The sequence below is a fragment of the Microcoleus sp. A006_D1 genome (genome assembly GCF_036702805.1).
Taxonomy (GTDB): Bacteria; Cyanobacteriota; Cyanobacteriia; order Cyanobacteriales; family Microcoleaceae; genus Microcoleus.
In genome coordinates this window covers 113279-128788 of the sequence record NZ_JAUBVZ010000017.1, presented here as the reverse complement: position 1 = coordinate 128788, position 15510 = coordinate 113279, and the positions used below count along the sequence as shown (strand labels likewise).

Annotated in this window: 9 protein-coding genes; 5 read left to right on the top strand and 4 right to left on the bottom strand. The window is 48.1% G+C overall.

Features of this window, described 5'->3' with window-relative positions; genetic code table 11:
- Nucleotides 1–146: 146 nt before the first annotated feature.
- The gene (gene dndD, locus QUB68_RS24340) at nt 147–2144 is read left to right on the top strand and encodes a DNA sulfur modification protein DndD (RefSeq protein WP_332997271.1); all 1998 of its coding nucleotides are present in this window, start codon (nt 147–149) and stop codon (nt 2142–2144) included.
- 288 nt (nt 2145–2432) lie between these two features.
- A complete protein-coding gene (dndE, locus tag QUB68_RS24335; RefSeq protein ID WP_332997269.1) occupies nt 2433–2834 on the top strand; it encodes a DNA sulfur modification protein DndE in 402 nt (133 codons plus the stop codon).
- A 56-nt stretch (nt 2835–2890) separates the two neighbouring features.
- Here dndE and QUB68_RS24330 read toward each other — a convergent pair whose 3' ends face one another.
- The gene (locus tag QUB68_RS24330) at nt 2891–3031 is read right to left on the bottom strand and encodes a hypothetical protein (RefSeq protein ID WP_332997266.1); all 141 of its coding nucleotides are present in this window, start codon (nt 3029–3031) and stop codon (nt 2891–2893) included.
- Between the two features lie 273 nt (nt 3032–3304).
- Entirely contained in the window at nt 3305–4114 is an 810-nt protein-coding gene (gene thiD, locus QUB68_RS24325; RefSeq protein ID WP_332997265.1) for a bifunctional hydroxymethylpyrimidine kinase/phosphomethylpyrimidine kinase, read from the bottom strand.
- Nucleotides 4115–4277: 163 nt separating this feature from the next.
- Here thiD and QUB68_RS24320 point away from each other — a divergent pair, with 163 nt between their 5' ends.
- Nucleotides 4278–5042, top strand: coding sequence for an MBL fold metallo-hydrolase (locus QUB68_RS24320; RefSeq protein ID WP_332997263.1), 765 nt, complete (start codon nt 4278–4280; stop codon nt 5040–5042).
- A gap of 57 nt (nt 5043–5099) precedes the next feature.
- Here QUB68_RS24320 and ftsZ read toward each other — a convergent pair whose 3' ends face one another.
- Nucleotides 5100–6371: a cell division protein FtsZ gene (gene ftsZ, locus QUB68_RS24315; RefSeq protein WP_332997261.1), complete on the bottom strand. Its 1272-nt coding sequence runs from the start codon at nt 6369–6371 to the stop codon at nt 5100–5102.
- Between the two features lie 348 nt (nt 6372–6719).
- Complete coding sequence (locus tag QUB68_RS24310) at nt 6720–7643, bottom strand: cell division protein FtsQ/DivIB (RefSeq protein WP_332997259.1); 924 nt, start codon at nt 7641–7643, stop codon at nt 6720–6722.
- 338 nt (nt 7644–7981) lie between these two features.
- Between QUB68_RS24310 and QUB68_RS24305 the strand changes: the two genes are divergently transcribed.
- Nucleotides 7982–9313: an ATP-binding protein gene (locus QUB68_RS24305; protein ID WP_332997257.1), complete on the top strand. Its 1332-nt coding sequence runs from the start codon at nt 7982–7984 to the stop codon at nt 9311–9313.
- A 688-nt stretch (nt 9314–10001) separates the two neighbouring features.
- A complete protein-coding gene (locus QUB68_RS24300) occupies nt 10002–15482 on the top strand; it encodes an nSTAND1 domain-containing NTPase (protein WP_332997255.1) in 5481 nt (1826 codons plus the stop codon).
- Nucleotides 15483–15510 lie beyond the last annotated feature (28 nt).

Genomic DNA, 15510 nt, shown 5'->3' with positions numbered 1-15510 from the left:
CGCCCCCACCAACCACCCATCCGTTAAATCCGCTACCAAATCCGCTGCCGAACCGCCGCCCCCACCAACCACCCATCCGTTAAATCCGCTACCAAATCCGCTGCCGAACCGCCGCCCCCACCAACCACCCATCGACAACATCTACAATGCAATTCCTCGAACTCGTCCTCAAAAACTTCGGCCCTTACGCAGGCGCACAAACCATCAATCTCCGCCCCGAAAAAGACGGAAATCCCTGCCCAGTCATCCTATTTGGCGGCATGAACGGCGGCGGCAAAACCACCCTCATGGATGCCATTCGCCTCGCCCTCTACGGTGGCCGCGCCCAATGTTCCACCAGAGGCAATTTAAGCTACAGCGACTTCCTCAATCAATCCATCAATCGACATACTCCTGCATTAGAAGATACCCGCGTGGAACTAACCTTTGAACAAGTCCAAGACGACAAATTAACTCAATTCAAAATTGTTAGATACTGGAAAAAACTCGACATCAAAGATAGCCTCAGCATTCTCATATACAGCGAAGTAGTTAACGATTGGTGGTCAGATAAAGCAATTACTAACACCTGGGACGAATACATCGAAACCCTTTTGCCAGTCGGAATATCCAACCTGTTTCTGTTTGACGGCGAACAAGTAAAAGAACTCGCCGAACTCGAAACTCCGCCAGAGTTTGTCGTCGGGGCGATTAAATCTCTGTTAGGTTTAGAATTGGCAGAACGCCTCGCCGTCGATTTGGAAATATTAGCCGGCCGCAAGCGAAAAGAAATTGCTGGCAAAACAGACTTGGCAGCTTTAGAGAAAATTGAACAAACTTTTCAGGAAATTACTGATAAGAAAGAATTGGCGATCGAAAAACGAGGTAGCCTTAAAAATGAATTCGATAAAGCTGAAACAAATCAGCGACAAGCATCAGACAAGTTTATTTATCAAGGCGGGAAAATTGCGGCCGATCGCAGTCAACTAGACAGACAGCTAAACGACTACAGAAATCAGGCAGAGAAAACCCGTCAAGCCATGATGGAATTGGCATCAAATACGCTACCACTAGCCCTAATTTCACCCTTGCTAATCGCTGCGAAAACCCAAGCAGAAACCGAAGCCAGCCAGCAGCAAGCAAAGATTGCCCAAAGTGTTATCAAACAAAGAAGCGATCGCCTCCTTAACTATATCGCCGAAATCTCCTTAAATCCCCAACAGCTAGATAAAATTCAAGACTTCATCCGCCAAGAAGATCGAGAACTTGAACAGCAAGCCGGAACCGACGCGCCGCCCTGGATGAACGCCGACAATAACAGCATCCAGCAACTAGAAAATCTCCTTAGCTACCAAATCCCAGCCCAGCAAAATCTAGCCACCGAACAAATCGCAGAAATCACCCACATCGAAACAGAAATCGACTTCACAGACAGACAACTAGCCACCGCAGCTTCCCCCGAAGCCTACGAGAAACTAGAATTAGAGGTCAGAAATGCTCAAAAAGCGGTCGCTATCGCAGCCGCCGCCTTGGAATCAGCCGATCGCCATATCGCCGAATTAGACAAAGAATCAGCCCAAACCCAGAAAGAACTAGAAAGCTACAGTAGCGAATATATTACCATCAGAAACAGTCAACACGTCATCGCTTCGATCGCTAAAGCCCAAGGTACACTCAAACTTTTTAAAGAAAAACTCACCCTCAAAAAACTCAACAAACTTGAAATAGAAATTACCGACTGTTTTCGCTACCTGTTGCACAAAACCGACCTGGTGCACAGAGTTGCGATCGACACTGACACATTTAGCCTGTCCATTTACGATCCAGAAGGCAAACTCGTACCCAAACACCGACTTTCTGCTGGTGAAAAACAATTGCTGGCGATCGCCTTTTTGTGGGGATTGGCGAGAGTATCCGGGAGACAGTTACCAGTTGCGATCGACACTCCCCTAGGCCGCCTCGACTCTTCCCACAGAAACAACCTAGTCGAACGGTATTTTCCCTCGGCCAGCCACCAAGTCATTCTGCTTTCTACCGACACGGAAATTAGCAAAACAGAATATGATAAGCTGCAAGAATTAGAGGCGATCGCCCACAGCTACCTCCTCAACTATGACTCTGCCAAACGCCAAACTACCGTCGAACCTGGTTATTTCTGGGACTAAAAAATAGCGGCAAAATTTTCCGCAACCCCCCTTGACTTTTCCTGGGAGTTGCGGTATGATTAATATCATAATGGGATGGTTGCAAAAATTTTATTTTTGGAACCATCCCATTATATTAGGATATATCCTACTAAAACTATAATACCAAAAACCGCTGAATAGATCAAGCCCGCGCCGTGTAAAAATTTGTTAACTTTCGTTTTCCAACTCTTTCAAAAAACGTAAATTTAGAGGCTCAGCCTTCCAAATATTAACACTGTTTACAAGATATCAAACAATTCTCAACTCATGGAACCACCAGTCGATCGCATCTGCCTCTCCCAAACAGCCAAAGACCAACTATCAAAACTGAAACGATCGACTAAAATCGATCGGTGGAATGTCCTGTGCAGGTGGGGATTTTGCCGATCGCTCGCCGAACCCAGCATACCATCCCCAGTACCAATTCCCAGCGACAGCAATGTCGAACTAACCTGGGATGTCTTTGGCGGTGACATGGCTGATATCCTGATAATTGCCCTCACACAGCGGTGTCATCAAGATAATTTGGGTACGGAAAAGGAAACTCTCGCCAAACAGTTTCGCCTACACTTGCATCGAGGTATTGGTTATTTAGCTGGCGATCCGAATATTAAGAAGATTGAAGATTTGGTGGCGATCGCTCTAGAGCCTGAGAAATTAAGAAATTAAACGAACCACAGGCGGGACGCCTGTTCCACAAAGGAAGAGAAGAGAATAGAAAGAGTTTACAATTTATTGGGGAGTGCGATCGGTGCTAATTGTTGAGTCTCGCGGCGGCGGATTTTATGGCAAAGCACAAATTTGAGCTGATAGAATAGAGGTTGGAAGGAAGTAGATGTTTGAAAGTAGTAGTTTAGGAGTTCCATAGGGCAAGTGTTAAATTCGATGATTTAACAATAGGGAATTCCTCGCGATCGCAGTTACACTCAACTGTCACTTCCTGCGCTGACTGAATCGCCCTTACGCCCCAAAACCCCCAAACCCTCACTCAATCAAGCATTTTCCCGATCGCCCACCCTGTATTCCCAACTCTAAAAGCAGACAATTCAACAACTGTCTACAACCAACTTGATAAATTTACCTATCTTCCTTCTGATAACTGACAACTGATAACTGACAACTGACAACTGACAACTGACTTACTTCAGCAAAAGCGGGAAAAAATGCCCCACTGGGCCTTGGCCTTCCCCAATATCCAAAGCATATTTCAAAGCAGTAGTAACATAATCCTTAGCTAATGTCACCGCTGTAAATAAATCTTTACCTAATGCTAGATTAGCGGCGATCGCAGCACTCAAAGTACAACCAGTCCCGTGAGTATTCGCAGTATCAACCGTCTCAACTTTCAAAGTCTCCAATCGCGTACCGTCAAACCAAACATCAATTCCGCGCAAATCTCCCGGCATTCCGCCGCCTTTCACCAAAACAGCTTTGGCGCCCGATCGATAAATCTGTTGCGCCGCCGCCCTCATGTCGTCGAGGGAAAAAATCTCTAAACCGCTCAAAATCTGAGCCTCAAACCGATTCGGAGTCACGACAGCCGCCAAAGGAATCAAATTATCCCGCAAAAATGCGATCGCCCCGTCATCAATCAGTCGATCGCCCGATCGTGATACCATCACCGGATCGACAACCAAATTTCCTATATTCAAACTCTGTACCTGCGAAGCCACCGCCACCATAATTTCCCGGTTCAGCAACATCCCAGTCTTCAGCGCCTGCACCCCAATATCCCCAACCACCGCCTGAATTTGAGCCGCCACAGCCTCCGCAGCCATGGCATCCACCCGGATCACGCCCAAAGTATTTTGAGCCGTCACGCAAGTCAGAGCACTGGTACCGTGGACGCAGTGAAACGCAAAAGTCCGCAAATCCGCCTGAATCCCGGCCCCGCCGCCGCTATCCGAACCCGCCACAGTCAAAGCCACAGGAATTCTCGATTTAATCATCTTTTTTTCAACCGCAGATAAACGCAAACAAACGCAGATAAATCCCATCATATCCGCGTACCCTTCGGGAAGGCTTCGCCTACATCAGCGCTCATCCGCCCCCATCTGCGGTTGCAAAATTAGCTATGATTAAAATCAATGTAAAGAATTATTGCAAACAACTGTGAAACTCACCCGAATCGACCTCAACTCCTGGATCTTCCACATCGCAGGCCAAACAATCCTCGTCGATCCCTGGCTAGTAGATCCCCTCGTATTTTACGGTCAACCTTGGCTGTTCACCGCCTACCATAACACGCCCGTCGCCTTTACTCCCAGCACCTTACCGCCGATCGACCTTTTACTCATTTCCCAAGGCTTAGACGACCACTGTCACAAACTAACACTCGAAAAGCTCGATCGGACAATTCCCGCGATCGCCTCACCCACCGCCGCCAAAGTCCTCAGCAGTTTAGGCTACACCAATATCACAACTTTAGCAAATTGGCAAGAGTCTAAATTTAAAGAAATATTACAAATCACCGCCGTACCCGGAGCCGAAATCCAGCCCGGACAGGAAGAAAACGGCTATTTACTCAAAGATTTAAACAGCGGCGAGACACTTTATTACGAACCGCATCTGCCACCATTAGAAAAAGTCAAACAGAAAATAGACACCGTAGACGTAGCCATCGCCCCCGTCATCGGTCAAATCTTCCCCCTCCTCGGACAAATCATCATGGGCCCTTCGGAAGCCCTGAAGCTTGCCCAAACCCTAAAACCTAAGTTTTTTGTACCTACAACTACAGGAGATATCCGAGCCACGGGTATTTTACCAATGTTCGTGAAGTCGATCGGCAGCATCCCGGAATTTCGCGAATTACTAGCAAAATCCGGGCTATCCACCCAACTCCTCGAACCCGAACCCGGACAAACTCTAGAAATTTAAGATTTAAGATTTGAGATTTAAGACTATAATCCGCCATCCAAAATCTCAAATTTCAACTTATCTCGGCGGGCGACGATTTCGCAAAAACTCAGGAATATCCAATCCCAAATCTTGCGGTTTCGTTTTCGTATCCTGTGGCTGTTGAGCAGGAGTCACCGGGACAGTTGCAGCCCGCCAAGGAGCATTCACATTTTGCGTGCGCGAAGCCTGAGACGATGAGATCATTTCCCCCGAAAAACCAGTGGCGATCACAGTAATCTTGATTTCGCCCTGAAGTCGCTCGTCAATCACCGCTCCAAAAATAATATTGGCATTCGGATCGACAACTTCGTAAATCGTCTCAGCCGCCGCATTCACTTCATGCAGAGTCATATCAGTACCGCCAGTGATGTTAAACACCACACCTCTAGCGCCCTCAATAGATGAAGCTTCCAGCAGAGGCGAAGAAATAGCCTGCATTGCAGCCTCCCGCGCCCGCGACTTGCCCGATCCCACGCCGATGCCCATCAAAGCCGAACCCGCATCCGCCATGATTGCGCGCACGTCAGCAAAGTCAACGTTCACCAAACCGGGGATTGTAATAATGTCAGAAATACCCTGAACCCCTTGGCGCAGAATATCGTCAGCAACTCGAAAAGCTTCTTGCACCGGCATTTGTTCGGAAATCACAGACAGCAGCTTGTCGTTGGGAATCACGATCAGCGTATCCACCCGGCTTTGCAAAGCCGCGATTCCTTCTTCAGCTTGGCTGGTGCGCCGCCGTCCCTCAAACGTGAAAGGCCGCGTTACTATGCCCACAGTCAAGGCGCCCATTTCCTTAGCCACTTCAGCGACAATCGGAGCCGCGCCCGTGCCCGTACCGCCACCCATGCCGGCTGTGATAAACACCAAATCGGCGTGATTCAGAGCATTAGCAACTTCGTCGCGAGATTCTTCGGCAGCCTTTTGTCCGATCGCCGGATTGCCTCCCGCGCCCAAACCGCGCGTCAACTTCTGTCCGACTTGCAAGCGTTTCGGAGCATTTGACAGCACCAGAGCTTGCGAATCTGTATTCACGCACCAAAACTCCACGCCAGAAACCTCGCTAGCAATCATCCGGTTAACGGCGTTGCCGCCACCCCCGCCGACGCCAATTACTTTGATTCTCGCGGCACTGCTGGGCATTATGTCTTTGGGATTGACCATAGGATCGATATCAATACTGTCTACATTTACATAATCAGACTTGCGTCTAAACGGATTGGCGGAATCGAGGGCCACCGGAAAATTTTTTACTTCTTCCGAAGGGGGACTGTTTTGGTCAGACCCCTGACTATTATTAAGATTCATTAGAGTCGGGGATATTAGATTACAGCTTGTTAACTAAACGCCAATTCACAATCACTATAGGCTATGTTGCGCGAAAAACTAACTGTGGGCGATGCTCAATGTTAGCAATCTCGGATTTTGTCGGCGACGCTAGCCGAGACATCGCTTGAACCCATCCAGGCACTTGTCCATCCAGGCACTTGTACGCAAGGCAGAAGCAAAAAAAGTTGATACTAGCCCCTCCCGCATCGGGATGGAAAGAAAAATCATAAATTTTTTTTCCAGACGCTATCTCAAAAAAGTGTCCTTATTTCAAGTCCTGCGTATTGAGCCCGATCGGTAAAAATTATGCCCGATGACAGATACGTTCTACCTTTCGTTGACAGATGCTCCATTCTGGAGGCGAGTTGGTGCGGGAGTTGAACTCTCCAAACTCGGGGGAGGTTCTGGCAAATGGACGATCGGCGCAGCAGGATTTTTCAAATCAATGTAGGCTATTTTGCTTGAATCTAGCTGTTTTGGCAATTGTCGCATTCGGTCTAAAACCTTCAGTTGCGAAGTCGTCTTGGAACTGTACGGCCCTAAGTGTACGGTACCGATCTCTGTTTTCAAGATCAAGTTGTTCGGGTCTTGCCAATCTATCTCAAATACTTTCACTGTCAAGCCGCTGAGTCCTTGGTAAAACTGCGGCCAAGAGGCGCGGTACTGTTCCAAAGGCCCGATGACTTTTAAAGTTGGCAAAGAATGCTGAGGCTGCGTTCCCTGAGTGCTGCTTTGCCCGATCGCATTATTTGACGATCGCACAGCAGTATAGCTCTCCGACGGCATCCACCCTCCACGAGCGTCCAGCCATCCCACCTTTTCCTTGTCGCTATTGGATTTCAAGACCGCACTCGGCTGCGCCACCGCCACAGGAAGCCGTTCTGCAACTTCTATCGTCAAAGAAGGCGGAAACAAGTTGCGAGTCACCTTAGCTTTGGCGATCGGCCCCGTTGACTCCAGCTTTTGGGCCAGAGCCTGCGGTTGAATCCCCCACAGCGACTGCGGGTAAGACAGCGGCACCAAAGAGCGCACCGCCTTGTCTGACAGCCACTGATTGCCCTCCACCTTCACTTGTTCCGATCGGGCAATCAACCAAGCCGGCTGTGAAATCCACCACAGCAAAAATGAGGTCATCGCGCTCACAGCCACCGTTTGCCAGACTACAGCCACCGATCGATCGCGGCGAAGCCGCCGCAACTCTTGGCGCCTGCGCCCTAACTCTGTTTGAGAAACCGCTCCAAAACTAGCCATCTACCTTTTGACAATTTAGTAATTAAGGATTAACACAAATTCAAAACTGTTTAATCTCGCGCACCCCAGACCCTTTCTCCCCTACCATTTAACCAGATCCCCGCAAAATTACCCATAAGCAGCACCAATATCAGTAAAATTACCGATTCAGCTAGGTAATTTAAAAATTTTCATTAAAAATTCCCAATTCCCGCGCCGGGAAAGTTGATTAGCAGATAAGGGTTGTTTGGGTATTTAGGGCATTACCCCACAGGGCAAAGGGTGACAAATCAAACTAAACTCAACAAAAGAAAGTTTAGACTTTCGATTAACTTTTTAACTTTTATTCGGCTTCAATTGTGATCGCACTCGAATTAGACAGATTCTATAAAGCCTGCAACCCGAGCAAGACCCTTGTCGCGGGAGACCCAGGAGATTATCAATACTACATAGATTTCGGTTCCGTGCGGGGCGGCAAAATCATTGAATCTTTACAGCGAACCATTACCCGCATCTCCCCGGACGAGCCAACCTGTCAGCTATTTACAGGACATATTGGGTGCGGCAAATCTACGGAATTATTTCGACTCAAAGCTGAGCTAGAACAAGAGGGTTTTTGCGTCGTCTACTTTGAGTCTTCCCAAGATTTAGACATGGGAGATGTAGACATCAGCGATATTTTGCTGAGCATTGCCCGCCAAGTTAGCGAAACCATGGAAGCCGCCAGAATCAAACTCAGACCGAGCTATTTTACCAATCTGTTTGCAGAAGTGGCAGAATTTTTGCAGACTCCCATAGATTTGTCAGCGGAAGCGGAGTTATCTATAGGCATTGCTAGAGTTACCGCTAAAACAAAAGACTCTCCCAAATTGCGATCGCAACTCCGGCAATATCTCGAACCCCGCACCAACAGCATCTTGCAGTCGATCAACGAAGAACTCCTCGACAAAGCTAACGCCGAACTCAAGCATCAAGGCAAAAAAGGGCTTGCAGTTATCGTTGATAACCTCGATCGCCTCGACGCATCCCTCAAACCCAGCGGGCGCACCCAGCCAGAATACCTGTTTTTAGACCGCGGCGAACAGTTAAAAAAACTCAATTGCCACGTCGTCTACACGATTCCCCTGACTTTGATTTTTTCCAACGACTTTGGCCGTCTCGCCAGTCGATTTGGAGTCAAACCCAAGGTGATGCCAATGGTACCTGTGATCCGGCGATCGGGCGACGATCACCTCGAAGGAATGGCACTGCTGCGGCAGCTCGTATTGGCGAGAGCTTTCCCCACAGTTGCTCCCGCTCAACGCATCGATTTGATTTCCAAAGTCTTTGACTCTCCGGAAACTTTAGACAGGCTCTGCCGGATTAGTGGCGGTCACGTTCGCAATCTACTGATGCTTTTGTATAGCTGTTTGCAGCACGAAGATCCCCCCTTCTCTCGCGAATGTCTCGAAAGCGTTATTCAAGAATATCGCGATGACCTTTTGGGAGCCATCAATGACACGGAATGGGAACTGCTGTTTCAAGTCGTCAACCGACAAAGTGTAACCGGCGAAGAAGAATCTCAAATCTTGTTGCGCAGTATGTTTGTCTTTGAATACCGCGATCAAGAAGGTCGCTGGTTTGGCATCAATCCAGCCCTAGCAGAAACCAGAAAATATCAAGAATGGCAGCAGCGCGCTCACCAAACATAGTTAGGGTTTTTTGAGATTGCTTCGCGACTCTAAGAGCCCTTCGCCGCGAGTGACTTAGAAACTCTTTAACTTAATAAAATTCAACGCTCAAAACTCCGAACTCCTACAATCGAATACAGCACGCAGTCAGCGGTTTTTGCCCCTGGCTGATTTTTGTTGAATCCTAGCTGCGCGCCGCGAATGTTATTGCCCCGTAAACATTTGCCACCACCCAGGACTTTCCCCAATCTCAACTCTCATATCTGCAATGCCAGACCCCCTATGTTTGTTTTTATCTGTTGCTCTTAGCCTCCACTAATCACATCTTGGACGACAATTTTTTTTCTTTTTGGCTGAATTACTGCTACAGATACATCGGAGTTGTTTACTAATAGCTAGTTGGCGGTATTATCCATAAATTTAGCCGTGGGCTATTTGTGGTCTGTAGCAATTTATCTGTAGCTGACTAAAAAATATCTTAGGCTGCCTTGAATTTTTACTGTCAAGTCTCGCATTCTCTGAGATTGAGAGGTATGATGTCTTTAGATTGAACCTAATGACTGTGTAAGTATTCATAGGACAAGTACGAAAAACTACGTATTCCTACAGATATAAAGCGTTGGATAGGAACGAGTATCTCTAAGTAGATACGGTTTTAGTTACGATATGCGATCGTTCGGTAATTGATTTCTGCAAAAGGGGTGCACGCATGACAGATCTACTTAAACTACAAAAAACTGCCAGCTACAACGAGCGATCGCTCAAAACTCTGGTAAGATCCATCGCCATGTCTCAACAGCAATTCTCGCTAATTTTGGTGCGCTGCAACTACGAGCAGTTGCGGCAGCAAATAGCGCAGCGCCTGCGAGAAATCTCCTCAATTCCAATTCAAGATATTGTTCTGCCAGCATCCGTCAAAACCCTCTACACTACCTTGCAGGCAAATACGTTTGGGAGCGAGCCTTCGGGTGTCGGTCCCGCCTCGGCTTTGATGGTATTCGGTTTAGAAACAGTAGTGGCGATCGACGAACTGATGGCCTCTACCAATCAAGTGCGAGACGAATTTCGCAAAAATTTTTCCTGCCCGGTGATTTTGTGGGTAACAGATGATATCGTGACTAAAATGATTCGTTTGGCCCCAGATTTTAAAAGTTGGGCCGCCGCCACAATTAAATTTGAAATGGCCGTTGACGAATTAATTGAGTTTCTCACTGGGCGGGCTGATACGATATTTAAGGTAGGCGAACTTAGTCAAGAACTAGGCAGCAGCACCGCAGGCGCCAGAGAAGGTTTTGCTACTTCCGAAACCGATTGGGAAAAACGCGCCCTGGAGCGTGAAATTAGCCCCGGAGAACGCTTTCTCACCTTTAACTCAGGGCCCCAAAACAAACGACAATCAGATGTCCACTCGTATTCGCCTTTGAGTCCGGGCAATACCCTCGATTTGGCGATCGGCTCTTTGTCACGCCGAGAACTAGAATTAGCTTTAAAAGATTTACAAAATCGCGGTCAAGAACTAGAACCAGCCCTCAAAGCCAGCCTGCAATTCGTTCTCGGTCGAGATTACTATGTCAGCGACCAAACCGAAACAGCCTTAATTCACTACCAAGAAAGCTTAGCTTTTTGGCAGCAGCAAACCGGCAACTGGGAACCGGCAAACTGGGAACATTCCGAAAACCGACAAACCCTCTCCTCATCCTTGTTGAATCCTGTCCCCAACATCCTATTTTTAGAGAGAGAAGGCATAGTGTTGTTTCACATAGCTTTGTGTCACCGCTTGCAAGCAGCGAGAAATCCGGTAGCTAACCGCCACCACTGGGAACAAGCTTGGATTAGCCTGGAACAATCTAGAAATGCTTTCTCTCTTGCCGATCGCCCGGAATTGGTAGCTGAGGTTACAGCACACCTGGGACAAGTGCTGCAACGCCTGAAAGCTTGGGGAGAGTTGCAAGCATTAGCGGAAAATTCTTTGCAGTTGCACTTCACTTACGGTACTCCCAGCCAACTAGCTCAAGATTATGGCTTTTTGGCTGAAGTTGCTCTGCAACAGTCAAGGTGGAGTCAAGCCCGCCAGCTAGCCGAGTTAGCTTTGGCTATTTTGGATCAAACGCCTAATGATTTGAGATTGCTGATTGAAGATTTGAGATTGGGGTTTGAGGGAAATTATCCAGAATTTGTGGGCACTAACGAGTCAAGTAACGAACCAAAATCTAAAATCCAACATCCCAAATCCGATCGCAGTTCCTATCTGTTACTATTAGCCCGAAGTTTGCGGCAGTTAAATCAGTGGGAAGCAGCGGTGCATTCTTTGGAGTTGGCTCAAACTCAAAGCGAGCCGAAGTACGACCCCCGGCTTTACATCGATATTTTGACGGAACTGCAAGCGGTTTATTTCGAGCAGGGAGAGTATCTGAAAGCTTTTCGGATTAAAAAGAGCCAGCGCTCGATCGAGTATCAATACGGATTTAGGGCTTTTATTGGAGCCAGTCAGTTGCAGCAGCAGCGCCAAGCCGTCAATCCTTCGAGCCCCTCAGCTCAAAATCAAGCTGCGATCGCAGCCTCCATGACAGCTTACTCCCGCCAAAAAGATATCAATAGCTTGCTAGAAAGAATTAGCAGAGACGATCATAAATTAACTATTATTCACGGGCCCAGCGGAGTCGGGAAAAGCTCTCTAGTCAACGCCGGCTTAGTGCCAGCTTTGAAGAATATTACTCCGGGCGCGCGCGATACTTTGTCCGTAGTAGTCAAAGTGTACACCGACTGGCTGCTGGAATTAGAAAATGCTTTGAACGGCGCGCTGTACGACAAACAAGCCGAAGAGGAAAGGAAATTAATTGCCAAAGGAGTACAGGAAATCCACAAAAAAAGTGGCTCTGTTATTCCAGCTCGCAGCTCGGAAGTCTCTTCTTTTATTATAGATCAGTTGCGCGAAAATGCCGAAAATAATTTGTTAACTGTACTGATATTCGATCAATTTGAAGAGTTTTTCTTTGTATCGACTTCAGTTGCACAAAGACAACTTTTTTATAACTTTTTGCGCTTATTTTTGAACCTGCCTTATGTCAAGGTAATTCTGTGTTTGCGCGAAGATTATTTGCACTATTTGCTGGACTGCGATCGCTTCCCCGACCTCGACGCCATTAATAATAATATTCTCGATAAAAGCATCCGCTACCAACTGCGGAGTTTTTCGCTCAAAGACGCGCGGGCTGTGATCGGACACTTGACGGAACGAGCGGAATATTATTTAGATCCGGCACTGATCGATGCCTTCGTGGCAGATTTAGCAGACGAACTGCAAGAAGTGCGACCGATCGAATTGCAGGTGGTGGGAGCGCAACTCCAAGAAGAAGGTATTACCACTTTAGCACAATACCAGCAATTGGGCGACAATCCCAAAGCAGAATTAGTTAAGCGATCGCTCGAAGGAGTCATCTCGGACTGCGGGTTGGTGAACGAAGACGCAGCCTGGAAAATCTTGTTTTCCCTGACAGATGAAAGAGGAGTGCGGCTGATTAAAACCAAACACGAACTATCGTTAGTGACAGGACAGCAGCCCGCAGATGCGGCAGAAAATGAATTGTTGGCGATCGGCAGCATCGGCATGATTCCCCTACAACTACAGTTCGCCAAAGAACCAGAAAGCGGACAAAAGAAAACCGATAACCTAGATTTAATTTTAGATATTTTAGTCGGTCACGGTTTGCTATTTTTGCTGCGGGAAGCGCCAGAAGACCGCTATCAATTGGTACACGACTATTTAGTGCGGCCGATCCGCCAAAGATTCGGCTTAGAAGCCAGACTGCACAAAGCAGAAGCCGACAAAAAGATGAGTCAAGCACAGCTCTACCGAGCCAATACTTTTCTCAAACAACTGCTGGGAGTAGCAGCGATCGGCGTCCTGCTGCTAACGAGTTCCACCATCGCCGCCGTAAACTTTTGGTGGCGGGCTGTCGGTCAAAAACAAGTAGCTGTAGCTCAAACTCAGCGAGCCGAAATCAATACATTAACCGCAGCTTCTGAAGCCCTTTATTTTTCAAACAACAAATTTGACGCCATCATGGAAAGTTTGAGAGCGGGTAAAAAGTGGAGACAGATCGAACACTCCCAAGAAATGCACAGCCTCAAGGACACCGAGATTCTGATTTCTGCCGCCCTCCAGCAGGCAGTTTATGGCGTTAAAGAACGCAACCGCTTGGAGGGACACGGCGATGTGGTTTGGGGGCTGGGTTTCAGTCCAGACGGTCAAACAATAGCTTCTGCTAGCGTAGATAAAACAGTCAAACTTTGGCGGCGCGACGGCATTTTGCTGGCAACATTTAAAGGGCACACTAACAGCGTCGCCTGTGTGGCTTTCAGTCCAGATAACAAAACCGTCGCCTCGGGAAGTTTAGATAAAACTGTCAAAATTTGGAAAACCGACGGTACGTTGCTGACAACTTTAACAGGACACACTAACAGCGTTACCAGCGTGGCTTTTAGCCCCGACGGTCAAACGATCGCCAGTGCGTCTAGAGACAAAACTGTTAAACTGTGGAAAACCGACGGTACGCTGCTAAGAACGATCGAACAACTAGCTCCGGTAAATTGGATCAGCTTCAGCCGCGACGGCAAAATCGTTGCAGTGGCCAGCGATGACGGTACTGTGAAAGTGTGGACTTCTGATGGCAGGTTAATCGCTAATTTGTGGCACAGCGAAAACAAAAAAACTTTGAAAGTGTACGCCGTCAGTTTCTCCCCCGACGGTAACACCCTCGCCAGTGCTGGAGAAGACACGACGGTGAAAATCTGGAGCATCGCTGCACTAAAACATCCAGAAACACAAAAATCAACACAGGCGCTCGACGGCGAACTGCTAGCAACTTTGCGGGGACACAGCAAGTGGGTATTTGGTGTCAGTTTCTCTCCCGACGGTCAAACACTGGCTTCTGGAGGTGCAGACGGAACTGTCAAACTCTGGAATCTGGGGAATGTTGGTGACAAACGCCCGACCGATGCTAGCAATATTAAACCGGAAAGCCGCTTGCTGAGAACTTTTGAAGGACACGCCGATCGAGTTACTCAGGTAAGTTTTAGCCCGGATGGCAAAACTTTGGCTTCGGCAAGTTTTGACAAAACTGTCAGGCTGTGGCGGCTCGATGATGTGCCGCTCAAAACCCTCGACGGACACCAAAACCGGGTACAAAGCGTTACTTTCAGCCCCGACGGCCAAAGGCTGGCTTCTGCTTCTACGGACAAAACTATCAAACTCTGGAGTCGCACGGGAGCTTTGCTGGAAACCTTGGAAGGACATACTCAGAAAGTCTCCAGTGTCAGTTTTAGCCCCGACGGCCAGCTACTGGCTTCTGCGAGTTACGACAAAACGGTGAAAGTCTGGAGTCTGAAAGATGATGGCATCAGCAATAATATTCTCCCTTGTCCTTCTGCGCCGCTGTTCCCGTGTTCGCCTTCTGTGTTGTTGACTCTCGACGGCCACAGCGACAGCGTGATGAGCGTGAGTTTTAGTCCCGACAGCGAGACTTTAGCTTCGGCGAGCAAGGACAAAACTGTGAAACTCTGGACGAGAAACGGCAGGTTGATTAAGACTTTGACGGGACACAAAGGCTGGGTGACTGGGGTGACATTCAGTCCAGACGGAAAAATGCTGGCTTCTGCGAGCGATGACGGTACTGTCAAACTCTGGAATCGGGACGGTGGTTTGCTGAGGACTTTTGAAGGGGCTCACAATAGTTTTGTGTTGGGGGTTGCTTTTAGCCCTGATGGCAAAATGCTGGCTTCGGCGGGTTATGACAATTCGGTGAAGCTGTGGAAGGTGGACGGGACTTTGGTGGCGACGCTGCTGAAGGGTTCTAGCGATAGCGTGACTAGCGTGAGTTTTAGCCCGGACGGTTTGTTGGTGGCTTCGGGCAGTTACGATCGCAAGGTGAAGTTGTGGAGCCGCAGCGGGACTTTGCTCAAAACTTTGACGGGACATAAGGATAGTGTGATGAGCGTGAGTTTTAGCCCGGATGGAAAGGTTCTGGCTTCTGCTGGCCGGGATAATCGGGTGATTTTGTGGAATTTGGATCTTGATGATTTGCTCGTCAGAGGCTGCGATTGGGTGGGGGATTATCTCAGAACTAATCCTAATGTGAGCGATCGCGATCGGCGTCTGTGCGACGGGGTGGCGGCAAAACCTCCATTTTAAGTAATGGGTAATCGGGAATGGGTAATTG

Coding starts and splice junctions, on each gene's coding strand:
- dndD (WP_332997271.1), top strand. CDS start 147: ATGCAATTCCTCGAACTCGTCCTCAAAAACTTCGGCCCTTACGCAGGC.
- QUB68_RS24300 (WP_332997255.1), top strand. CDS start 10,002: ATGACAGATCTACTTAAACTACAAAAAACTGCCAGCTACAACGAGCGA.
- ftsZ (WP_332997261.1), bottom strand. CDS start 6,371: ATGAATCTTAATAATAGTCAGGGGTCTGACCAAAACAGTCCCCCTTCG.
- QUB68_RS24310 (WP_332997259.1), bottom strand. CDS start 7,643: ATGGCTAGTTTTGGAGCGGTTTCTCAAACAGAGTTAGGGCGCAGGCGC.
- thiD (WP_332997265.1), bottom strand. CDS start 4,114: ATGATTAAATCGAGAATTCCTGTGGCTTTGACTGTGGCGGGTTCGGAT.
- QUB68_RS24330 (WP_332997266.1), bottom strand. CDS start 3,031: ATGGAACTCCTAAACTACTACTTTCAAACATCTACTTCCTTCCAACCT.
- dndE (WP_332997269.1), top strand. CDS start 2,433: ATGGAACCACCAGTCGATCGCATCTGCCTCTCCCAAACAGCCAAAGAC.